At 49.9% G+C, this 23,420-nt stretch carries 13 protein-coding genes; 6 read left to right on the forward strand and 7 right to left on the reverse strand.

Annotated features, from left to right (window positions below):
• Positions 1-22 precede the first annotated feature (22 nt).
• Positions 23-691 (forward strand): hypothetical protein, encoded by a 669-nt coding sequence (locus Pan241w_RS26195; RefSeq protein ID WP_145221815.1) that lies wholly within the window; start codon positions 23-25, stop codon positions 689-691.
• A gap of 75 nt (positions 692-766) precedes the next feature.
• Positions 767-2,302 carry an HTTM domain-containing protein gene (locus Pan241w_RS26200; protein ID WP_145221818.1) on the forward strand — a complete coding sequence of 512 codons (1,536 nt, stop codon included), beginning with the start codon at positions 767-769 and terminating at the stop codon, positions 2,300-2,302.
• A 59-nt stretch (positions 2,303-2,361) separates the two neighbouring features.
• On the opposite strand, the gene Pan241w_RS26205 is transcribed toward Pan241w_RS26200, so the two are convergent.
• Complete coding sequence (locus Pan241w_RS26205) at positions 2,362-3,765, reverse strand: hypothetical protein (RefSeq protein ID WP_198000165.1); 1,404 nt, start codon at positions 3,763-3,765, stop codon at positions 2,362-2,364.
• Positions 3,766-4,221: 456 nt separating this feature from the next.
• On the opposite strand from Pan241w_RS26205, the gene Pan241w_RS26210 reads away from it, so the two are divergent.
• The 3 genes from Pan241w_RS26210 (at position 4,222) to Pan241w_RS26220 (ending at position 16,642) form a co-directional block, all read left to right on the forward strand.
• Positions 4,222-7,740: a hypothetical protein gene (locus tag Pan241w_RS26210; protein ID WP_145221821.1), complete on the forward strand. Its 3,519-nt coding sequence runs from the start codon at positions 4,222-4,224 to the stop codon at positions 7,738-7,740.
• Positions 7,741-7,824: 84 nt separating this feature from the next.
• On the forward strand, positions 7,825-15,882 hold the full coding sequence (locus tag Pan241w_RS26215; protein WP_145221824.1) for a hypothetical protein: 8,058 nt from the start codon (positions 7,825-7,827) through the stop codon (positions 15,880-15,882).
• Between the two features lie 76 nt (positions 15,883-15,958).
• Positions 15,959-16,642, forward strand: coding sequence for a metal-dependent hydrolase (locus Pan241w_RS26220; protein ID WP_145221827.1), 684 nt, complete (start codon positions 15,959-15,961; stop codon positions 16,640-16,642).
• On the opposite strand, the gene Pan241w_RS26225 is transcribed toward Pan241w_RS26220, so the two are convergent.
• Genes Pan241w_RS26225 through Pan241w_RS26250 form a run of 6 tightly spaced genes read right to left on the reverse strand, consistent with a single transcriptional unit; the run spans position 16,633 to position 21,902 of the window.
• Complete coding sequence (locus tag Pan241w_RS26225; protein WP_145221829.1) at positions 16,633-16,989, reverse strand: Rieske (2Fe-2S) protein; 357 nt, start codon at positions 16,987-16,989, stop codon at positions 16,633-16,635. The genes Pan241w_RS26220 and Pan241w_RS26225 overlap by 10 nt on opposite strands.
• 17 nt (positions 16,990-17,006) lie before the next feature.
• On the reverse strand, positions 17,007-18,242 hold the full coding sequence (locus tag Pan241w_RS26230; RefSeq protein ID WP_145221832.1) for a DUF4350 domain-containing protein: 1,236 nt from the start codon (positions 18,240-18,242) through the stop codon (positions 17,007-17,009).
• Positions 18,214-19,014: a DUF4129 domain-containing protein gene (locus Pan241w_RS26235; RefSeq protein ID WP_145221835.1), complete on the reverse strand. Its 801-nt coding sequence runs from the start codon at positions 19,012-19,014 to the stop codon at positions 18,214-18,216. Before Pan241w_RS26235 ends, Pan241w_RS26230 begins: the two co-directional genes overlap by 29 nt.
• Positions 19,011-19,928: a hypothetical protein gene (locus Pan241w_RS26240; protein ID WP_145221838.1), complete on the reverse strand. Its 918-nt coding sequence runs from the start codon at positions 19,926-19,928 to the stop codon at positions 19,011-19,013. The genes Pan241w_RS26235 and Pan241w_RS26240 overlap by 4 nt, the downstream gene beginning before the upstream one ends.
• Positions 19,925-21,031 (reverse strand): stage II sporulation protein M, encoded by a 1,107-nt coding sequence (locus Pan241w_RS26245; RefSeq protein WP_145221841.1) that lies wholly within the window; start codon positions 21,029-21,031, stop codon positions 19,925-19,927. The genes Pan241w_RS26240 and Pan241w_RS26245 overlap by 4 nt, the downstream gene beginning before the upstream one ends.
• Positions 21,024-21,902: an RDD family protein gene (locus Pan241w_RS26250; protein ID WP_198000166.1), complete on the reverse strand. Its 879-nt coding sequence runs from the start codon at positions 21,900-21,902 to the stop codon at positions 21,024-21,026. The genes Pan241w_RS26245 and Pan241w_RS26250 overlap by 8 nt, the downstream gene beginning before the upstream one ends.
• A gap of 355 nt (positions 21,903-22,257) precedes the next feature.
• Between Pan241w_RS26250 and Pan241w_RS26255 the strand changes: the two genes are divergently transcribed.
• Entirely contained in the window at positions 22,258-23,388 is a 1,131-nt protein-coding gene (locus tag Pan241w_RS26255; RefSeq protein ID WP_145221847.1) for a prenyltransferase/squalene oxidase repeat-containing protein, read from the forward strand.
• Positions 23,389-23,420: the final 32 nt, after the last annotated feature.

The raw sequence follows: 23,420 nt of genomic DNA on the forward strand, positions 1-23,420 counted from the left end.
TGAGCCAGGGAAGGCTATTCGAATGCGATTATTTAAACGCGGACTCACCTATCTGACGATTACCGGCTATGTCGGAATTTTGTTATTTGGCATCTTTTGCCATACTTTTTCCTTTCGGACCGGCAGTCATCCCGGAATGTACTACATTGTCTGGGATATGTTTTGTGGCTGGTCTGCATATTCGATTCGCACCCATATTATCGGTGAAGGAATCAGCGGGAAATATTACGAGCTGGCTCCCGGGCCCTGGGGTGAATATAAACCCTATGGATCTTTGGGACGGCGTCATTACGATACGACTGGCGATGCCTGGTTGAGAATCGCTATGAACACGCTCGATAAAACTGAACACGAGCCGATGCTGCGAATTCTGTGTATCGAAGAAGCCTGGTGTAAAAAGTATAACCTGCCCGATATGGTCTGGGATCGACGCTATGAACAGCCTAAAGATTTTCAAAACTATTATCGTTTGAGAAAAGTCATCACGCCAGAAGGCGTCATCGCACAATCGTATGTGCCGTGGCTGACCCGACAACGATATCTGCAGGTGAATGATAACCCGCGGCTGATCGCCGATATGAACCGTGGACGTCCTTTCTTTGCTGCGACCGTGGGTAGCCACGTTGAGCCCCCCAGCCCGCAGCATGACCCTGACGTTCCCATTCATTTAGCTTCGCCAGTCGGAAATTAAAGCGAACGACTGTCGTAAGAGTAATCATCCCCGTTCACTCCATTTTGAGTCACAATACCAATCAGGATTTCAAGCATGGATGCTAAAGAAGTGGTTCCCACACTCACTCATTCAATTCGTGATCGCTTCCAGCGTTTCTTTTTCACAGAAGAAGTTCCCTACGGACTGGCCATAGTCCGGATGCTGGTTCCAATGGTTTTACTGGGCACGGTCTGCACCAGATGGCCTTACTCCCGGGAACTGTTTTCCGCAGATGGGGCGCCGGCACCTTTGGCTGAAATATTTCGGTATTATGACTTTTTACCAATCCTTCCGGGAACGGTTGTCGTCGGACTATTTGCGGCACTCGCATTTTTTCTGTTCTGCAGCTGTATCGGCTGGATGACCCGGTTCTCCCTGATCGCTTCCGTAACACTTTACACGTATTTCTGTTTCATGGATTGCATCAGCATGGCGACAAAGTATTCCGTCATCTCAACCCATGTCTTATTTTTACTTTCACTGTCACGCTGTGGTTCGATCTGGTCCGTTGACAGCTGGTTGAAAGGCAAGAGAGAAAAGAAAACACTGCCGCTGTATACCAAGCATGAGCTACCTCGTTCTGAGATTTGGCCTCAACGATTGATGCAGATTTTGATCGCGCTGGTTTATTTTGGCGCTGCGATCACAAAACTTCACACGCCCGGTTATCTTGAAGGAGACCAGATCAGTTACTGGGCGATGTCACGATACAATAACCCCCATCCATTGGGTGAGTTTCTGACAATGTATCCAATTATGTTGTCTGTGATGTCCTATGTCGCCATTGTCTGGGAAATCGCGTTTGTATTTGTTGTCTGGCGAAAATGGGGACGCATTCTCGGTCTGGGACTGGGAGCTGCTTTCCATATTGGTACGCTCTTTTCTCTGGGACTTTACATCTTTCCGATGGTCTCGATTTCGATTTATTTCTGCTTTCTGACCGAAAGTGATGTGCAATGGATCTCTGCTCAATTCAGACGACTGGTGCGTCGTGCAGGATGGCTGAAACAAACGGCAGCCAGCCTGGGAGCAGCTATTGAAAAGTATCGTCCTCAACCGGTTGCCGGTTGGAAATCTCCTACTGCCTGGGTGACAGGAATTGTGGCGGTGTTAGTTCTCAGCATTTATGTCGAGCATCAACAGGACATCTACGGTCTGAGACGACCTGAAGGACGGATGACACTGCATGAAGTTGATCCGGAACTGATGGCTGAAATGCTGGCACCGGAACAGACAATGAAACAAAAAGACAAGTTCCTTTCTGTCGATACCGGAACCCAAATGGTGGGAGGCTGGCTGACCAATCGTAAATCCGAATTCATGATCGGAGAAATGATTCTCGTTCAATGTTGTCTGAATCCACCACATGAAGACATCTGGATCGATTGTCATTTCTGTGAAGAAGACGGACGCATTGTTCATCGCAGTGGTCAAATCGTGCTGCGAGAGAATTTACGCAGTGCCTTTCAGGTCTACACTCCTGAATCTCTGGAACCTGGAAATTATTATGTTTCCATTAAATCAAAAGGCAAAGAAGTATTGCGACGTTCCGTCACCCTGCTTCCCAAACTTTCTGCGGTGGCAAACTAAGCGACCGCAGAGAATGCGGTTGCCGGCTGACAAAGTTTGTTTATCGGCCGGTTCCCACTTCAAGGCTTTGCTGGCGCAGAAGTGACCAGCTTCTGGATCACTTTCATCAGAACCGATTCCACTTCCGGCGCGACCAGGCTGGCACCGGGACTCGATTCATAGCCTCCCTGGGAATACGCGATCTCGGTGCAGATATATCCGGGGCCATAATCTCCATAAGCGGCCATGCAGACAGTTCGCTCGGGAGCAAATTCCTGTGCTTTCAACTGATATTCTACGAACAGCTCTCCCGGAAGATGCAAGATAGACGCTGATTTCAAATGCAGGCAGGTAATCGGAATCTGATGCCCTGCGCTGGCTCGCTGGTACCAGACCAGCCGAAATGCGGCGGAGGCGCGTTCTTTGGGAGTTTTGGTTTTATCTTTCACCGTTGCCGCTAATTTTTCCGAATCCAGATGAGAAGCAACAGGCAACGCGGTCATTTCCGTTTTCCAGTGCAGGTCAGCCGAAGTCACTTCTGTCTTTTTCTGGTTGTCAAACGCTTTCTGCATTGCCTGTTCGACACGCCTGGCCAAGATGGGACGCATTTTTGTGGAACCGTCATTGTATTTCCCAGCTGCCACATTCCCCGCAGCACCGTTGAAGTACACATTGAGCGTACCTGGCAGGGCTTTATTTCTGGCTTCTCGCGCCATGCCGACAAATTCATAATTGACATCGCCTTGGCCATAATAACTTTGGGGATGTGTGGCATAATAGTTTAAGACGGCAATCGGATGCTCCTGATTCCAGAAGCTAATGGAACGTAGAACGGGATCAATGACTCCTTCGGGGGCTTTGATCGCCTCAGGCGACTTTGATTTGCTCCACCGCATCAAACGGACTTTGCCATCGCCTCCCAACAGGCGTCGGTTCGAGGCGACTTTTTCGACTTTTGCTTTGCCAATTCCCAGGTGTGTTACCGTTTGCGGGGCTTTCAAGCCCGCTGCAATGACATCGACCACTTTCTGAATACATTCTCGATTGTAAGCATTGTCGTAGTTTTTTCCGGCAAGTCCCTGTTCTTCCATCAGTTTCCCGGTGGCAAAGTCGAAGCGGGGGGCATCGTGCTGGTGCAATGAATGCAAGGCGACTCGCTCTGCCGTCGTATTGGCAGCCTTCGCCAATTCCTGACGCCAGATATCATAGCCTGTATTTCCGATTCCAATCGCATCAACCGCACACAAGACAACCGGTTGCTCATCAGACAAGAGCACAATGCCTCTGGCATACAGTGGTGTGACAATTTTCCGGGCGGGCGCATACGCGACGGGAACACCCAGTTCCGGGGTCACGTCGGCATTGAAGGGAACAATTTTCAGCTCACCTGCTAAGAGCCATTGAGGGGAGCCCGTCACCCAACAGATGCCTGAGAGAACAAACAATTGAAAACACAGAAATCGATTGAAACTGAAATGCGACATCAAGGCGGGCTTCCTGTATCAGAACCGGGGAAAAGATCCTTTTGGACAGACTGGATCTGGTAGCAACAATTCAACTTAAACGGGTTGGAGATCGGAAGCAAGTTAGAAACGCGGGAAGTGCCTGGGGGTGTGAGAAGTGAAAAAAAACGACGTGACATTCAACGACGATCGCAACGTTACCTGTTTTCTCTGTTCGAGAACCCGTCATCAATCGTCTTCCCAGAGGGCAAGTGAACTCAAACAGGCTTTTTCCCTTATTTCGTTTCTTGGAAATATTTTCATTTTTTTCGCAATTTCACTCGTCTCACTTACGTCCAATCTTCCAGACAATATGCGAAAAAAACTATACTGGCTTCTATAAACTCTGAATTTGACGCTTTTTACGCGATCACCCTGTTTGTTACCTCTTTTCACAAAAGGACAGGGAGATCGAATAATGTACAAAAGGTGGGTGATATGCGATACCTGAGATTCACACCTCGATTTATTCTGTTTGGGTTCGTGGCGTGTGCCTTAATGGCGGGGCCACGTTTTTTGTTGGCACAATCGACGGTTGAAGCAGATAAGCCAGCCACAGGCGAAAATGAGAAATCAGCCGAAAAACAGGATGACTGGGATCGCCTGATTTACGTCCCGTTTAAAAATATCAAGGATGTGTTCGATAAATCGGACGCGACCATTTTCATGCCTTATCTGGAGTATCTAAAACTCTGGTCAGAGTCGGCGGGCCTGGGCAAAGAGGGGGGAATTCAGTTTCCCGTCAAAGCGGTTGTCACCAGTGCTTCCTATCAAGGAACCGTGGAAGAAAATGTGGCCCGCATTCAATGCGAACTGAATATTCAAGTCATGGGTGATCCCTGGGTCGAAGTTCCCCTGCGTTTCGGTGATGCGGCGATTGGCAAAGTGAGTTCGGCAAACTCCAAAGTCTTTTTACGGGGAACCGGTAAAGGGAGTTACTCGCTGCTACTCTCAGAGAAAGGCGCGCATCAGGTTCAGATCGAACTGCTGACGCGCGTGAAAAATTCGCCGGAAGGGCGGAGTTTCCAGTTTGTCTGTCCGACGGTAGGAATTACCACGCTGGAATTAACAATTCCAGAAGCCGATCAGACAGTCAAAATCACTCCCCAACTGGTCCGCCTGCCTGCGAAGTCTCCCCCCAAAGCAACTCTCGTCAAATCAACGTTGGGAGCCACTGATCAAATCAGTGTGCTCTGGTATCCTCGCGAAAGTACCAAACCAGAAATGGATTTACTGGCCAGTGTAGAGAATTCGACGCTGGTCTCGATTCGCGATGGCCTGGTTCACACTCAAACATCATTGAAATACGAAGTTCTTAGAGGCGATCTGCAGACAGCACGCATCGCGGTGCCGCTCAAAGACCGCATTCTGGATCTCTCTTCTCCGAATGCGAAAATCAAAAGTTGGAAGGTGGAAAAGGCCGCTGATCGGCAAGTGATCTCGGTCGAGTTCCTCAACAAGCTACAGGATGGTGCTTTAATCCAAGTACACACGGAAAAAGACATTCCGGAAGAACCGTTTGATATTCTCGGTCTAACCGATTCCGCCACCCACGGGATCCATGCTCTGGATGTCATCCGAGAGAGTGGCCAGATCGCCATTGATCCCGGCGAAAGTATGACGTTTTCCGTCACGAATATGGAAGGGGTAACCCGTAGTGAAGCAGCAGGCATCCCGGCAAGCATCCAAAGGGCCAATGCCGTTTACTATCGGTTCTTTAACCCGTCAGCTCAGTTACAGATCAGCGTACAGCCTCTGGAACCTCGAATTTTTGTCAATCAGTTGACTGAGTGCTTTTTCGGCGAAGATGAAATCAGGCTGGGGGCACAGCTTGAATACGATATTCAGCGAGCGGGTATTTTTTCATTCCAATTGAAAGTTCCCGAACCGCTGCTGATTGATTCGGTCAATGTCGCAGGGCTAAAGGAATACAATTTTGACAAGCAATCGCGGCTGTTGACCGTTTCCTTACTGCAGAAGTATCAGGGCAAACTGAAACTGCATATCCGCGCTCATCAGGATTTCACACAAGGGGAGCAGGAATCCAAAATCAACGTTCCCTTACTGGAGCCCACAAACATCGAACGGGAAACAGGCCAGGTTGCCATTTATGCGCCGGAATCGATGGAGCTGATCATTAACAACCCGGATGTCGTGGGGGCTCAACCTGCGACCAATGCCAGAAGATCGCAGTCCGGAAGTATGTCACTGGCGTCATTGTGGGATTACAACAGGCGGCCGGTCGTGATTCCAGTTCAGATTCGCATCAAACCGACCCGTCTTGTCGCAGACGTTGCGACCAGCGTTGACGTTAAAGAACAGATTGCCGAAGTCACAAGCAAAATTTCCTATCAGGTACAATATGCGGGCATCGACACCTTTCGCTTTGCTGTGCCGGAAGCGATTGCTGACCTGATTCAAATCCGCTCCCTGTCTGCGGCTCCCGCACCATCAATCAAACAGAAAAGCCGTTCTGAACAGGCTGTTGACGGGTGGGTCACCTGGACGGTAACCACACAACGAAATGTACAAGGACCTTATGTTCTGGAAGTTCGCTATGACATCACGCCGGGATTGCTCGCCCCGAAAGCCGCGCCTGTGAAAGAAGGCGACACCGCTGGGGACGCAGAGAAAGCGGATGAGAAACAGAAAGAGAAAGATGAGGACGATTCGGGCGAAATCGCGCTGAAGAAAATCATGTTACAGCCTGTGAAAGTACTCGGGCTGGAAAAATCGGATGACAACAAACGCTCGCGCGATGTTCCGCTGTCCCGTGTCTACGGGGAAATTTCGATCCAGAAATCAAAAACGCTTTCTGTATCGACTGCGCAGCTCGATGAGCAACTCGATCCGATTGATATTCGCGAGTTGAAGTTATTACCCCAAGATGGATTTCTGGCGTATCGTTATTTCACCCAACCCGTGACTCTCGAACTGGCATCCACACGGCACAAAATTCAGGAAGTCGTTGAAACGATCATTCTGAAATCGCTGGTCGAGGTCGTGGTGAGCAAAGAAGGGCGTTCGACCTATCGTTGCCGGTACTTAATGAAATCGAGTGAACGCCAGCAATTGAAAGTCGCGTTACCGGAAGGCATGGAGCCATTAAGTGTGACTGTCGCCGGCCAGCCGGTCCCTCTGGAAAAAGACGAGAGCCAGGGCGAAAAAGGCTGGTCCACCTACTTTGTGAACGTGGCTCGTGACCAGGCATCGGATCAGGCGTTTCTGATCAGCCTGTTATTTACAAAAGCCGTTCCGCGCATCACAGATTCTCCGGGCGGAAATTTAACACTGCCTTTACCTCGATTTGGCGGAACGCAATCAGAGAACGTGGTCGTTCAACAATTAAGAACCGCCATTTGGGTCCCCGAGCAGTATGCTCTCGTGAGCGTGTCTGACGACTTTGAGCCCGAGCATAAACCCTATCTCTCTGGGTTCATTCCCAAACGTGGTGGTCAGCTGGTGACGGGCAATGCCTTTGATTCGTGGATCGGAAAGTCTGGTGGTTCTCTCGTCGATTTCCCGACGGAGGGTCGAGCCTTCACATATCGACGTCTGGGTGACAGCAGCGAAATCAGCGTTTCCTGGTGGAAGCTCTCTGTTCTTACCTGGGTCTTGAGCGGTGCTCTGGTGGGAATTGCTGTTGTGATGCGAAACCGATGTTGGCAGAACAAACTGACCCTGCTGATTTTTCTCGTGTTCATTCTGGCAATGTTCTCATTGACCAATGCCAATCTCGTTTTGAACGGTATCTACGCCGCACGTTTTGGAATTCTCACGATGCTGGGGCTGTGGATCATCTATGCATTCTCAGGGCTCCGTAATGCAATGCCCGCGTCAGAGACACGGGCCGGTTCACTCGATTCCCAAACCGACAAGGCCGGCTCAACGGGTGCTGTGATTCCACCGCCGGGCATCTTTGATGACTTCCTGGATGGTCAATCGGAGAAGAAATAGATTGGCGATAGTTCAAACAGCGACACCGTTTTGTGACATGATTCAAAGACTTACTGTGAGCGATATACTTCAATGAGGTTCGCCATGATTCAAAATAAAATAAATCGAGCCGCGTCAGGCAAAAACCATCGACGGTTCCCGGTTCATCAAAACCGTATACAGGACTGGTTGCTCACTCTATTGAGTTGCTGCGCCTGTCTGACACTCGTCTTTCAGCAGACCACACAGGCACAGAAACCGGCTGCAAAAAAAAGTGTGATTGTTCCCGCTCCGCAGAAATGGCCGAAAACTGCCGTTTATCTTCCCGTGGACCAATTGGATGCTGTCATCGCCCGCGATCGCAGTGGTGTGTTATTGCCACGGAAACAATATGAAGCCTTAAAAAAACAGGCAGAGACAAACACGGGCGGCGTCGAACTTCCGCAAACGAATGCCGTCATTTATGCAGCCGACTATCAGGCCAAAGTCGTCGACCATCAAATCATCATCGATGCAACAATTTCCTTTCGGCAGTTCCAGCAAAAACTAACGTTAATCAATCTCCCCTTAAATGGACTGGCAGTGGAATCGGCAACCGTAGATCAACAGCCGGCGATGATTGCGCGTTCGTCAGGGAAAATTCAGGTATTACAGTTATTCAATCAACGGCCAGGTGAGCATCAGCTAAAATTACAAATGTCGGCAGCACTCAATTCTGTCGGCAGTGATCAGGTTGCTCAATTCCAACTGCTGCCGCAGGTTGCCAGCCAATTCAAGATGGAAATTCCCGCCAAACAACATCTGGTTGTCAACGATCTCAAAGTCAAATCATCTACGCCGGACGGCCAGAAAGGCGTTTATGAATTTCCCATTGGTGGTGAGGCACGGGTCAGTTTGAAAATCACCGAGCAGGCCCGTGAGCAGACCAACGATTCACTGATCTTTGCCCGCAGTGGCATTGGTGTTTCCGTCAGTCCGGGGAAAGTGGCCTGGCAGGCACAGACGGCGCTCAATATTTATGGACAGGCACTGGACCGTGTAGTCCTCAGTGTGCCTCAAACTCTGGAAATTGTCAGTGTGGAATCAACGGGCCTGGAATCATGGGAGCTGAATGACAGCGTCAAAGACAGCAGCCGAACGGAAATCACCCTGAATTATCGGCAACCCATTGAAGGGGAACGGCAGATTATTTGTCGCGGCGTGATGACAACCGAAACAGAAAAATCCTGGAAGGTTCCCGATCTTGCGATTGAAAAAGTCAACTCGCACGTCGGCTCTGTTTTGATTCGCTATCCACTGGGAGTGCGGCTGCAGGTAGAACGAACAAATAACGTCAGACGTAAAGCACTACCCCAGCCGATCCCTCGCAAAGGTGCGCCCGAACGAAGGCTGACAAATCCCGGTCTGGATTTTGATTTCTGGCAGCAGAAGTTTAACATCACTCTGGTGACTCAGGAAAAACGTTCCGAAGTTCAGATGGCGGCTTCGACTGTGGTCAACATCAATGAACAGGGGATGGATTTGCAACTCGTCACAACAGTGGAAAGTCTGTTTGCCCCCCTGTTTGAATTTCAGATGAAAGTTCCCGCTGAGTGGACCATTCTGGGAGCGACTCTGCAAAACAAACCTGTCGACTGGAAAGAATCTTCGCGTGAAGCAGGCATCAAGTTCATTCGACTCCCTTTTTCCAAAGCACTCTCCGCCAATACCGAAGCTAAGATTGTGGTGACGGCGCACCGCGATCTGGATAACTGGCCCCCTGACGCAGAGAGTCAATTGCTTGAGCTACCCAAAATTGAATTGCCGCAAGCGAAAATCCTGGAAGGTTCGCTGGTCATCAATGCGGACAAAGACTGGGATCTAGTTCCCAGTAGTTTGACCAATCTGGAACCGATGCAGGAACGCATTCCCAATATGCGGTTTGGATATCAGTATCAGGACAATAATTACGCAGGCAGTCTATCGGTCTCACGTAAGCCACTGCAGTTAGCGGCTCACCATTTGCAATATGTACGCCTCGATCCCACCACTCTGTTTTCCCATTTCGAAGCAACTCTAAATGTGGAGCGGGGCAGTTATCGCTCCCTCATGGTGGCGCTCCCGGAAAATGTAGGGACGGACTTGCAGTTCCGCCTGATTAAAACCGCAGGCAAAATCATCGAGCAGGTAGCCGACGAACCCAAGAACGGCGTCCGCGTCTGGACATTGAAAATAGATCGCCGTTTGAGTGGAAAACAGATCCTGATGGCAACGGTCGAACAGCCTCGCAAAAAAGGGGAGGTCGTCAAGATCCCGCAATTGCAGATTATGTCTGCCGATCGTCAATATGGCGAGGTCGCCTTTGAAGCAGAAGGAGATCAGCGTTTGAAAATTCAAGCAACGGGCCTCAGGGGACAATCGCTGACCGCCATTGATGCGGCGGAATTGCCGATGCCGGTCGCTTATCAACCACGCGAACGTATTGTGGCAGCTTACCGCTTCGTCGGCATCGGCCATGAGATACAGGCGGAAGCAACCCGCTTCGATCAGACAGCGGTTCCCACAGCAATCGCACAACAATTGACTCTAAAAAGTGTGTTGGGTCACGCTGGTGAAGTGCAGAATGAATCTCTGGTTTCCTTTTCCGCAGTGGGCATTCAAGCGTTGCAGGTCGTCTTGCCAGAACAGGGCGAATTACTGTCTGCTCTGGTGAATGGGACCCCGGTGGAAGTCCGCAATACCGGCAAGGCCTTCATTGTTCCGATTTCGTCCGACACACAGACCGACGGCAGTCACACATTGAAACTACTGTATGATGCGAATCGCGCACCGGTACACGAAGCGAAACAGTTTTCACAAACACCTCCTCAGTTGGCAGTCATCGATGGCACCGGCAAAACCCAGCCTTTGAAAATCCTGAATCAGTCCTGGACCATTCTTTATCCTGATGAACTCTTAATTACCGCGAGTTCGGGAGACTTTGTACCAGACCTGCCTATCATGCGACCGGGGATGATTGAATATCTACGTCAGCATCTCGCGCTGCTTTCACCCGGTGATTTCATCTGGAGGATCTTTTGTGTATTCATTGTTACCGGAATTATTTTGATCGGCGCTTACGTATTCCGCAAAGGAAGCATGCTTGATGCGGTGTCGTTGATTGCCGGATTTCTTATTCTCTGCGTGCTGTTTGTACTGATGCTGCCTAGTGCCCAAAAGGCGAGAAGCCTGCAATCAAGTATTGAAAGAAGTCCTGGGGAAGCGAGCGTCCCTGCCAACTCACCAAGCGGAGATCTTAGCCTAAGTACTGCAGGCAGATCTGCGCAAGAAGCAATGGATAGTTTTCAGGCCACGCCTGCATTGCCAGATCTCGTAGAGAATGAGGTCGCCCCGAAGCCTGCTGCTAAAAAAGAGGATGCTTTCAAAACCCCTTTACTTGTCCAACCGGGAGACCTGGCAGAGAAACCCATGATTGAAAAATCCAAACGACGAATTGAAGGGGGGCAGGTGTTTGAACGTAGACCACAGGATGGGCCGCGAATTTCGATAACCAAAGTCGGTGAAACGGAATTCGAAGGAATGGCCGCCGGTGAATCAGCGACAGACATTCCTGCCAGAGCTCTGGGAGGACGTCTCTCCGTGGAAGCACCATTACCCGAACCTGCAGGATTCCGATCACTGGCATTTCAATACTATGGGGAACCACAACAGAAACCGTTAGCGTTGACAGTTTCGTTACTGGAGCGACAGAAAAGTTATCGCATTTATCTGACCGTCATTGCAGGCATGCTCTGGCTGTGCTGGTTCTTGCGGGGGATTTCCGGTTGGCGAAAATCACTCATCGCTCTGGTTGGAGTTCTAGTGCCGATTGCCTGCTGTGCTCTGTTCCCGGTCTGGTTTCAAGAGGTGCTCGATGGCATCCTTTCGGGAACCCTGCTGAGCATCACGTTCTGGGGCTTAGACTGGTTTGTCCGTCAGCTTCGCATTGAATTCACAGGATTACAGAGTCGCACAGACAAAACAAAGGCGACCATCGCGTCATTGATCCTGCTGGGTACGTTGATGAGTGATCCTGCAGCAAGTTTTGCGCAGCAGAAACCAGTCATCCCTCCCCGCCCACCTCAGGATTTGATAGTTCCTTATGAAGTCGGCTCTGATCCTTTAAATGCACAGCGGATCTTTCTGTCACGGGACGAGTTCAAAAAGCTTTGGAACGCGGCTCATCCCGGGCAGCCTGTGGATCAAGCAACCACATCATTAGGAGCAGTCAGCCAGGCACTGTATGCCGCTCAAATCAAACCGGGGGCAGAACCGGGGCAGGCCGTCGTGCATGTCGAGGGGCGTCTGGTGATTCATACGGTTGGCAAACAGCCGGTCACGCTGCCTGTACCATTAGGACCAGCGGCGATCAGCAGCGCACTCTTAGACGGAAAACCAGCCACGTTGCTGACGCACCCTCAAAATCGATTCAACGGAAAGAAAAAAGTAGCGGAACATTTTTATTCCCTCGTAATTTCAGAACCTGGTTTACATCTGTTAGATCTGAAGTTTGATTTACCTGCGCAGCAAACAGGCCCTGCCGGCAGCTTTCAAATCGATTTGAATCCAGTTGCCAGCGGACGATTGACGTTGGAGCTTCCTGATAAAATTTCAGTGCTGAGTGTGACCGGAACCAGAGCTTCCTACCGCAAGCAGACAGCAGGTGAGAAAGCCACGCTCGAACTGCCCGTGGATCAGGGGGGCGAAATTCAGATTGCCTGGAGACCAGCTGAAGAACGGGGCGCGATTCAGGGAATTGTGCATTGTCAGTCAACACAGGCGACCATCATTCAGGATGCAGGACTGGAACTGCAGAGTACGCATCAGTACCGCATCCGGCAGGGACAAATCAATCAGGCAAGTTTGAAGATTTCGGAAGATTTGCGGATTCAGTCGATCACCGGCCCCGATGTCGGAGGCTGGGAAATAGTCGGCTCGGGTGATGCCCGCCGCATCAAGATCTTTTTAAGACGTGATGTCAAAGAGACAACGACCGTCAATGTGGTTGCCTTCCAGCCATTATCAATTGGAAAACAAACGCGAGCCGTGAATCTACCTCAAATTGTGCCCGAAGAGATCACCAATGAAACGGGGACGGTAGGCGTGTATGCCCAGTCACAGTTTCAGGTTCGACCGGATGAAATCGCGGGGGCCATTCAAATCGATACCGGCCAATTTCGGAATCCGGCAACGTCTTCCCCGCAACTGAAGGTTGCTGGAGCGAACCTGAGCCCCCAATGGGCCTATCGGTTCTCCCGACGGCCTTTGACACTGCGATTTTCTGTCTCGCGACGGCAGCCCGAAAAGCAGGCGATTGCAGAGCATGCGGTGCTAGTCTCGCCGCGCAAGATGAGTCTTTCCAGCCGAGTCCGCTATCAGCTAAAAGGAATTCCCGAATCCACGTTTGTGATGGAACTGCCGGAAGAGTACCTGGTACTCAACGTCAATGCGGAAGGTCTGGATGACTGGTATATCATTGAGCAGAATGCTGATGATATGCGAGTGCTGGTTTTCGAATTTAAAGAGTTGAAAACCAATCAGGTGGAAATCGTGTTTGAGGGAGTCATTCCCCGCGATGCGAATCAGGGGGAAGCGGAAGTCATGATGCCGACGCCGCTCGAAGTATCATCTGTACGCAGCGATCTTGCAATCTGGTGTGATGAATCGTTAGTGGCCCGCGCACCAGAATTAAACGACTGGCGTTCGATTTCCGCAGCAGATTTATCACCTGAGCTGAAAGCACAACAAAGTCGTCTGCCGCAATTTGCATTTCGATCGACGGCCGAACTTCCAGAGTGGATTAAACTGGCACTGACGCCGGCCCAGCCTGGGATTACAGCGAATTCCCTGGTGATGACCACGGTTGGGAATGTTTCGGTGAGCCATACGGTAGCGATTCGTTGGTCGATTCAAGGGGCCGCAACGAGTGAGTTGTCGTTCACCACTCCTGCCTGGTTAGGTGAGCATCTTGATTTTCGCGGTGCCTCGATCCGGCAAGTGGATAAGCGTGTGATCGGCGGTAGCGTTGTGCAATGGACGATTTACCTGCAAGATTCGGTCGAGGGGTCTTACTTCATCACCGCTGATGCGACGTTGTCTCCTCCCGCCTCCGGTCAGATTGAAATCCCACAAGTCCGTGTTATGGACACCAGTGGTAAGGTTGACCCGCAAACAACGGAACTGGAAATACAACAGCATTTTCTGATGCTGGTCAATCATTCCTGGGCACGACTGTCATTGTTGAATCAGGATAGTCTGATTTCTGTCGATCGTCAGGAAGTGCCTTTAGTCATCAATGAGTCTCTCGCGAATCAGGCGATGGAACTGGCACGGATCATTCCTAATGGCAAACCGCCTCTTTATCAAACACAACAGTTTCAAGCCGACCAGGGTGCCGCGGCGGCCGTCAATATGGCAGAACTGACGACGGTTCTGGCTCATGATGGTAGCTGGAAAACGCATGCCGACTATCGAATTCGCAATCGGTCACGACAGTTTCTGGCAGTAAGGCTCCCTGATAAAACACAGGTTTTAAGCGCCTTTGTGAAAGGGATTCCGACGGCTCCCGTGCTGTTAAAAGGAGATGCAGCGGAAGCAAAATCAGGCTCTGCCATATATCTCTTGGCATTACCAAAAACGAGTGCGGCGGATCTCTCGTTTTCAGTCAATCTGATTCTGTCAGGCCGGTTGCCGGCCGCCTTGCCTCAAGGGACCTTCCGTTTGAAGTCGGCTGATATTGATTTGCAGCCACCACAAGTTGTGATCCCCGCCGAAGATGCCGAGTATGGGATTCCCGTTGCACAGACCAAATGGTCGGTCTATGTACCAAATGAATATACGGCGACCGCACTGCTGGATGATCCGCGTACCAATATGACACCAGTCAATGGAAATGGTCTCGGTGACACCTCGCTGACAAGCATGGTCAAAGATGTGGAAAATTTGTATTCGGTTTATACTGGCAATAAAAGCGACCGCGTTCGCAGTCGGGCGATTAAAAACCTCAAGCAGTTAGAATTAAAACTGGACCAGAATACAACAACATATACTGGGAAACAGAAAGAACGGCTCAAAGAGCAGATCGGTGAGATTCAACAGCGAGAGATACAACGTCAGGCACAACAGAAGAAGCTGCTTGGCTTGTCCAAAGGCCAGGGCAAGGATGGTGTGACAGACTTTGACTCGGAAGAGACATTTAACCAACTCGTCATTGGGAATAGTGCGACATTATTCGATGCGAATCGTGACGCGTATCAACAAGAAAGCCGGGACCTGTCCGGAAAATTTCAGTCAGGCAAAGCATCAGAATCGAAGTCACAACTGAAAGGGTTCTACTTTAGAAAAGAGATTGACAAAAAGGGAGGAGCCAAAGGAAAAGGGGTTCCGCCCCAAGCTGTTGACAGCCGCGCTCTGAGAAGACAGCAAAGCATTCAGAATGCGAATGATTTTTCTCAGGCTCCCAGGGGAATGCAACAGCAGGCAGAAATGCCGAATGCGGCACCATCAGATTTCAGCGATCAAATCCAAACTGAACCTTCAGCATCAATGGGAGGATTCGGTGGGGGAGTTCGATTTGGTACTAGAGAATTTAAAAACCAGCCAATGTCAGAAGATGGTAAAAACAATGTATGGCAGCAGTTGAATGATGTGGACGAAGCACTCGCAGATGCGTATACTCCAGATATCAAGTTTGGGCATTCCGTTCCCCGACAGGGTTTCGGAGACAAAGCTGGTCAATCCCAGATGATGGAAGGAACTACAGCTCAAGGACAACAAGCCGCCTGGACTCAAGCAGGGGGCATTTCGTTGCACTTTGATATTCCGCTGCATGGCCAGAAGCTTGTGTTTAGCAAGATCAACGGTCAACCTAAGCTGGCATTAAGCGTCCGACCGGAAAACACCTATCAGTTTGTTGGGGCACTACTCTGGACCGTTATCTGGACGCTGGTTTTGATCGGTTTGATCTGGTGTGTGTCTCGTAATCTTCAATCTGCTGTGGCTCAGAAAGGGCTGGGGATTCTCCTGATGCTGGCTGGTTTAACAGGCTGGTTATTACTCTCAGGAATGATTGCCGGGCTGGCGATTTGCTGTTTCATTGTAGGCGCAATTGTTCTGGCTTATCTGTATGTGAAACAAGCTGCTTGAAATCAATTGTCATTCTGTAGTATCTTGCAGGTGTCAAATTCAAGTTAACTTCTTTCTCCATTCCACAGAGGCTATCATGGCAACGAAGATCACCTGGCTGGGACATTCCACCTACCAAATAGAAACCGCCGGTAAAACGATTTTGTTGGACCCGTTTCTGACCGGGAATCCCAGTGCCGCGATTTCGGCGAATGAAGCGACTGCAGATGCAATCATCGTCAGTCATGGCCACGGCGATCATGTTGGTGATACGGTTGAGATTGCCAAACGCACGAATGCCCTGGTGATTGCCAATTTTGAAATTATCGACTGGATGGGCAAGCAGGGCGTGAAGAATGTGCATCCACAGCATATTGGTGGCGCGCATCAATACGAGTTTGGAACCGTTAAACTCACAATCGCCCATCATGGTTCGATGTTACCTGATGGAAGTAATGGCGGCAGTCCTTGCGGAATTCTGTTGAAATTAAATGATGGCACGATTTATTTCGCCGCAGATACCGGGCTGTTTTACGATATGACTTTGATCGGCGAAGAAGGGGTGGACCTGGCGATTTTACCCATTGGTGATAATTTCACCATGGGGCCGGAAGATGCGGTGCGGGCGACAAAATTGATTGCTCCCAAGCGGGTCATGCCGATGCACTATAATACCTGGCCGTTGATTGAGCAGGATGCCACCGCGTGGGCAGAACAAATTCGCGCACAGACAACGGCAGAGCCCATTGTGTTGGAACCGGGCGATTCCTGTCAGCTTTGAGTTTCGTTCGATTCGGTTTCTTCTGCAGGGAGTTCGAGTCCGACCTGGATCTCGTCTCCTTCAATGCGAACCGGATAAACGGGGACGTGCAGCTTGGACTTGGGATTATCGAGCCAGGTACCATCTTTGATACAAAATCGCCACGCATGCCAGGGACAGGTGACAGCGCCTTCGTCATCAACATATCCCGTAGAAAGTGGTGCTCCCTGATGCGGGCAGAAATCATTGATGGCCGTATATGTTCCCTGCTTCAGGAAAACGGCGATCATGAGACCTTCGATATGAAACGCTCGGCCTTCTCCTTCGGGAATCTCGCCGACTTTGGCAATCGTATGATAAGTGATCACAAAAACGCTTTCGTAGTTTAATCTTGAGAATGTCCGGGGTTTGCTGCTTGACGAATTTTAGACAGTTTACGGATTAAATTGCCCATTTGATGACGATCGACTTTTTCTGATTTGGTCATTTGCGCTGCCTGCTTCAGAAGTATTTTGATTTGTTCCGGATCTTCATTCATCCGCCGGGCAATGGGGTCAATCACACGATGCTCTTCTCCCCGTAAGTTCCTGAGATGCAACTGTGTGAATAACTGTTTGACGTATGCGTAGAGCAAAAACCGCCCGTTTCCTTTTTTATAATGCAGGTTTCCTACATTGTCTGTGTGAGAAACGATGTTATGCCGCGGGAGAATGTGGGACGAAAGGATCGGGCCAAATCGGATACTGCGCCACCAGCCATAAATTAAGAGCGTAATCAACAGCTGGATTGTTAAAGGCCTGAAGGTCGGATCGATTAATAGCGCCACGACTTTCGAGGTTCCCGAAGCATTGAGTGATTCATCAACGACCACATAGTCGGCTGCTCCCGCAGATTCAATCAAGCGATACGCGGGAACGCCCCCACCATCAACCATCGATTGATTCGAAAAGAGTTTAGAGGAAGCGGTGACAACGACTTCACCAATGCCGTGACGCAATTTCACAGCCTGCTTCGTATCTCCCGCCGTAATCAGTGTCTCTCCCATGGGGGATTCAACTTGCGCGTTGGTCTCCCAGATAATAGAAGGAGCATCAGGAAAAACCGTCGTGGCCTGACTTTCCAACAGGGTGTGGCTATCGTTTTTTGAAAAAGATAAACGCGTCTTATTCTTCTTTTCTGATTCCACACGCGGGATATTTTCACGCTCGGTTTCATCCAGGTAGCGGACTTTGATGTCTAACGAGGAGATTGCAAATTCCGGGTGCTGGTCATTCGCGGCAATCACCAGTCGTCCTCCCTCATTCACCCAAGCCAGCAGCGACGACCATTCGAGTGGACTGGGATAGCGGGCCGGCCCTAGAATACAAAGTGTTTCATCATAATCCAGTGACTGAATCAAGACGTTCAAAGGAGCACGGTTTCGTTCCGTGCCGAAAGTTTCCGTTTGTAGTAACAAATAAAACGCTTTTTTTCCACTGGCAGACGAACTATAAGAATCGTCGAGCGCACCGGTTCCAAACTCCGGAAACCAAAGGTGCAGCGGCAGTAAGAGGCACAGAAAAAACAGCCAGACCCAGCCGGCGTTTCTGCGTTCACGCTTTTTTCTGGAAGGCTGATTCATAAAATTGGAGCGTACTTTCAAAGTGTTCTCTAGTGGCTTCGCGACGACCGAACCCCAGCGGTTCATAGGTGCGAATGATCTGGCGAAATGAATCGCCGGGTAAACCGTGGGGGCGGGCGGCTCGGAGATAATCGCGATAGGTCAAGCCTTTTCGAAATCGAATCCAGCCTGCCCGTTCAATAAAACTCATTGACCCATAAATCAACTGAATAATCGCATTGTGGTAGTCACCGGTCTGGGCAAGTGCTTTGGCACGTTCAAGGTAGATTGAAACCTCACTCTCTGCCGGTGAAACGATCTGTTCGAACGTAACTTCTCCCTGCAATTGCCGGTCATCGGTCTCATCTTTTAATTGACGTGAGTAGCGAAAACCTGCTATAGACCGATAGAGTAAAAACAGAATGAGACCGCAGGCACAGATGATGGCGGCATAAGACAAAACCCGAAAAATCATCCCTACAATCCCGGCTAAAACCGGTGAAACTTGCCGCGGTTCTGACTGCGTCTGATCTTTGACCAGATCCTCGAGGTCAAAAGCGGCATCTCCGGTAATCTGACGCTCTCGTGTCAGGTGTCGAAACTCGGGGCGGTTCAAAATTTGTTTGGTATCCTGCTCGATCATGGCCCGGTCAGGAGAAGACAGGTCAATCGATTCGTCCACTGTCGTTTGTGCAAATGCGGTCGCCGTGAACAGAGCCAAGCAGGCTGTGACAAACAACGTACATTTTGTCTTATGTCGGCAGGTCTGGTGTAAGGAACGACGAACTATCATGAACTGGCTCCCCGGGAATTCAGGTTCTGAGCAACTTCAGTCATCCGAAGCTCCATATCCCAGCAGTCGAGACGGACGCGCAGATCGATATACGTAAAGAACCAGGCCAGCCGACCAATAGGATAGACCAGCAGAATAAAACCGGTCAGGACCGTTAACACTCGTGGGTCCGTCGTCATCAGCAGCAGAATATTCGTCAGTGACTCGTCGAGATTGTTCATTTCAAAAAGAAAAGGGATTTGCCCGATCAGAATGGGAAAATCCAGTAACTTATAGGAAAGATAATCAAATGTAATAAAGAGCACTAACGTGACGACATAGCAGAAAAAAAAGGTCCAGAATCCACGTGCAAAGAGTCCCCCAAAATCATGAGAAATCAGATCTTTCGTGCGATGATCGTGCGAGCTTCCTTCCTGGGACGCGACCCCGACAAAACGGAGAGAGGACTGTTCTACCCGAAATCCATTTCGCACGGCTAACCAAATCCCGGGAAAGAAGAGATAGATCAATCCTGCCAACACCAGGACATTTCCCGAGAATAAAATCAACGCAGGACCGATAAAGAACAGCGCGCGATCAAACAGACAACGCAGTATTAACGGAATCAGTTTTGGATTGAACTGGCTCCGCAAGCTGCGGAACCCCGTCTCATTTCCAAACGTAAAGAGCGCCGTACTCCAGGTAAGAAGGACTCCCAGCGGTGAAGAGAAGAAATAGGCGACAGTGATTACCGCTCTGAGATCTGTCAGAAAATAATAGCTGAGCAGATAAACCAGCGTACATGCCGGGATCGCAAACAGCGCCCAGAGTTTCAGTACCGGAATGAGAAAACGACCATAAAACATGATCGCCAGATCCACACAATTCAGGCCTTTCCGGGGAACCAGCGCAATATTGACGTTCTCAAATCTCATGCTTGCCGTTCCCTGTTCAAATCTGTTTCAGCCGCGCTGTCTTGTCTCTTGTTGCCAACTGGTTTGAGTTGAGAATTTGATTGAAGCCCCGCAAACCCCAGATAAATAAATACAATCAACCAGAGCCCGCTGCCCACGATATATTTCACGCTACTCGGAATATCATCCGAAGGAGACCAGAACGCTTCAATGAATGCCGCAATGACCAGCATGACGGCAGCGCCCCCCGCTATCTGAACGGCTTCGAGACCACGTACCTGCAGCGATTGAAACCGGGTTCTCTGACCAGGATGAATCAGAGCATTTCCCAGCATCAGTCCAGCACCGCCTGCGACGGCGATCGCCGTCAATTCAAATGACCCATGCGAGATGACAAAGCTTAAAAAACGGTCCCCGTTCCCCTGGCTGATAATATAGCCGGAAACGGCTCCCAGATAGATGCCATTGAATAACAGCGTGTAAACAGTGCCAATCCCCAGTAAAATTCCCAGTGCAAAGCACTTCAAAGCAATTCCTACATTATGGTTGATATAAAATCCCGCCATCAAGGCGCGCTGGTCGCCGTAGTTACCAAGTGGAAGTTCTTCAGACTCGTCTGACTCCTGTCCCTCCTCGGCTGATTCCTCTGATTCTGTACTAAGTGAGCTGTCTTCACCGTACATCTGATCGAATTGCGACATCATTTCTGCTGGAATGACCCTGCTCGCCAGACTGGGATTATTCTGAACCACACACCAGCTGATTCCCAAAGGCAGGAAAAACAAAAGACACGCTGTAAGAAAATAACCCATGTTGGCGCGAAAGAGCCGAGGGAATTCAAATGCCAGATAGTGATAGACGCCCGCCAGATTTGCGGGAGGTGCGCTGTAAAACAAGTTATGACCACGGGCGACCAGATCGTTTAAGTAGGAGATCAGATCCTGGCCCCAGCCCCGTGATCGGATGGTGGCTAAATCATGCGAGACTTCACGCAACAGTTGTGAATAATTCGAAATCTCCTTTGTCGGAAGTTTGGAAATCGATTTTCTGGAAGCATTCTCAAGCAGTGCTTCAAACCGTTTCCAATGAGGTCGCCGCTCCTGAATGAACTTGTGCTTATTCACGATTCACCTCCGCAGGGGAACCCAGACCGTGATAGGCGTTGACGGCTTCCTGTTCTTCCTCCTCTTTTGCAAAACTGAATGTCTTATAGACGGCCGCCAGAAATGCCATGGGATAATGAGTCACTTTTTTAGGATCACCCGAATAGTTCAAGCGTTCTGCCAGACTATTCGCCAGGATCGCCGCCAACGCATGACCACGATCATAAGTCAGAACATGCCGGCGCCCAATAAATTCGTCAATCAGAGAGAGAACTTCATCGCGGGGCAGGAAGCTGCCGATTTCATTTTTATTCAACGGCTGAATTTTATCGAGGATGACCGGTTTTCGAGGCAGCGTCAGGGAACGTTCCTGAATCACGACGGTTCCCGCCACGAGATCGCCCAGTCTTTGAAAACGTCGGGTCAACAGCATGCTGGTGATGCCTATGCCATAAAAGACAATCGCATCCGCACTGCGAACCAGGTTTCGTAATAAAGCCGGCCAGAACGTAATGGGATAACCCTCATCACGAATCACCCGCAAGCCACAGAAATGTTTACCAATCGACTGCCCTTTAAAAAAACCTTCAGAAATGGTGTAGTAACCCCAGGTGTTCAGAAACGAGAAAACCAGGAACATCCCAAACGCGGTACCTGGTAGAACAATTCCCAGCATGCGTGTGATGATCATCATTCCAAGCACCATCAACACCCGGATGACCAGATCGATCATATAAGCAACATAGCGTTGTGCGGGGCCGGCGAGTTGGTAAGTCAGAATCACATTTTCTGGAGTCTCAACCTGCATCTCCAAACCAAGTACGTTGTGCCGGAATGAATCTACCCGCTGTGGAACATCGGTTGCGGTTTCGGATGTTGCAGTAAACGTCATTGTCGAAGTCATGAAACACAGATGTCGGCTTAAGGTTTCGGGGAAGAAAGTCCTGTGAAAATTCCCTTAAAGTACAGTGATTATAGTCCAGAGTCAGTACTGTTATCTATACACACGCGTTTTTTTATGAAATCTGCATTTCACTGTTTTCTAACCTGTTCGCGTCTGGATATAATCTGACTGTACCCGCCGGAAAATCATACGGAGTATCATCCAGGTTGAACAACGTCGATTCGGTTGTCGTTCTACATAAAAACGCATCTTGGACGGCTTATTTGTTAACGCCCCTATTTCTGAATTCGATGATACATTGCCCCTATTAGAAACAGTTCAAAGTGAGAGTGAGGATCCACTAATGTTTTTGTCTCGACGTAATCTGAGAGCCGCCAGCCTGTGGTCTCTGCTACTGACCGGTTTATTTTCTACCGCAGTGGCCGCAGAACCCGTTCTGAGCAATGCCGATTTACAGACTTTGAAAAAAGAACAGCAAAAGGGAATTAATTATCTGAAGAACAGCCAGCTGGATGATGGGCTGTGGACGACCGAAACGGTCCCTGGCATCAGTGCTCTGGTGACCACGGCTTTACTGGAAAGCGGCGTTCCCGCCAGCGATCCGGTGGTTGCGAAAGCGCTCAAACGCCTGGAAGGTTTCATCAAGAAGGATGGCGGCATTTATTACGCCAAGAGTAATCACCGTAACTATGAAACCTGTATTTCCATCATGGCATTCAGTGCCGCCAATCAGGGGGGACGTTACGATACCATTATCAAAAATGCAGAGAAGTTTTTAAGAGGGCTGCAGTGGGATAAAGGAGAAGGGCTGGAGTCTTCTGATACCAGCTTCGGAGGCGCCGGCTATGGTGGCCATCAGCGTCCTGATCTCTCCAACACACAATATCTGATAGAAGCGCTGCGTAAAGCAGGCGTGAAATCGGATGATCCGGCAATTCAGAAAGCACTGGTCTTTGTCTCGCGCACACAAAACCTGGAATCGGAACACAATACGACTCCATTTTCGTCCAAGATCAATGATGGTGGTTTCTATTATACACCTGCTGCCGGCGGGACATCACAGGCAGGAAAGAATCCCGATGGCGGCCTGCGTTCTTATGGCAGTATGACGTACGCTGGTCTCAAGAGCATGATCTATGCCGGAGTGGATCAGAATGACAAGCGAGTCAAAGCCGCAAGCGAATGGATTCGTCGTCATTACTCTTTAAAAGAAAACCCGGGAATGGGCCAGCAGGGGCTCTACTATTATTTCAACACGTTCGCGAAAGCACTCAACGCGCTGAAGATAGAACAATTCAAAGAAGCTGATGGCAAGGTTCACAACTGGCGCGCAGAATTAATCAACCATCTGGCCAGCCTGCAGCACGAAAACGGAAGCTGGACGAACAAAGCGGAACGCTGGTACGAAGCCGATCCGAATCTGGCAACCGCGTATGCTTTATTAGCACTGGCGCAATGTGAGCCCGCAAAATAAATAGACACGCCGCCTGTTCCCCCGTTTGATCT

Origin of the sequence: Gimesia alba, assembly GCF_007744675.1 — a bacterium.
Classification (GTDB): Bacteria; Planctomycetota; Planctomycetia; order Planctomycetales; family Planctomycetaceae; genus Gimesia; species Gimesia alba.

Bases quoted from the DNA above. Each gene is read 5' to 3' on its own strand.
- Pan241w_RS26230 (WP_145221832.1), bottom strand. From the start codon at position 18,242: ATGAATCAGCCTTCCAGAAAAAAGCGTGAACGCAGAAACGCCGGCTGG.
- Pan241w_RS26220 (WP_145221827.1), top strand. From the start codon at position 15,959: ATGGCAACGAAGATCACCTGGCTGGGACATTCCACCTACCAAATAGAA.
- Pan241w_RS26255 (WP_145221847.1), top strand. From the start codon at position 22,258: ATGTTTTTGTCTCGACGTAATCTGAGAGCCGCCAGCCTGTGGTCTCTG.
- Pan241w_RS26240 (WP_145221838.1), bottom strand. From the start codon at position 19,928: ATGAGATTTGAGAACGTCAATATTGCGCTGGTTCCCCGGAAAGGCCTG.
- Pan241w_RS26200 (WP_145221818.1), top strand. From the start codon at position 767: ATGGATGCTAAAGAAGTGGTTCCCACACTCACTCATTCAATTCGTGAT.
- Pan241w_RS26210 (WP_145221821.1), top strand. From the start codon at position 4,222: ATGCGATACCTGAGATTCACACCTCGATTTATTCTGTTTGGGTTCGTG.
- Pan241w_RS26235 (WP_145221835.1), bottom strand. From the start codon at position 19,014: ATGATAGTTCGTCGTTCCTTACACCAGACCTGCCGACATAAGACAAAA.
- Pan241w_RS26195 (WP_145221815.1), top strand. From the start codon at position 23: ATGCGATTATTTAAACGCGGACTCACCTATCTGACGATTACCGGCTAT.
- Pan241w_RS26215 (WP_145221824.1), top strand. From the start codon at position 7,825: ATGATTCAAAATAAAATAAATCGAGCCGCGTCAGGCAAAAACCATCGA.
- Pan241w_RS26250 (WP_198000166.1), bottom strand. From the start codon at position 21,902: ATGACGTTTACTGCAACATCCGAAACCGCAACCGATGTTCCACAGCGG.
- Pan241w_RS26205 (WP_198000165.1), bottom strand. From the start codon at position 3,765: ATGTCGCATTTCAGTTTCAATCGATTTCTGTGTTTTCAATTGTTTGTT.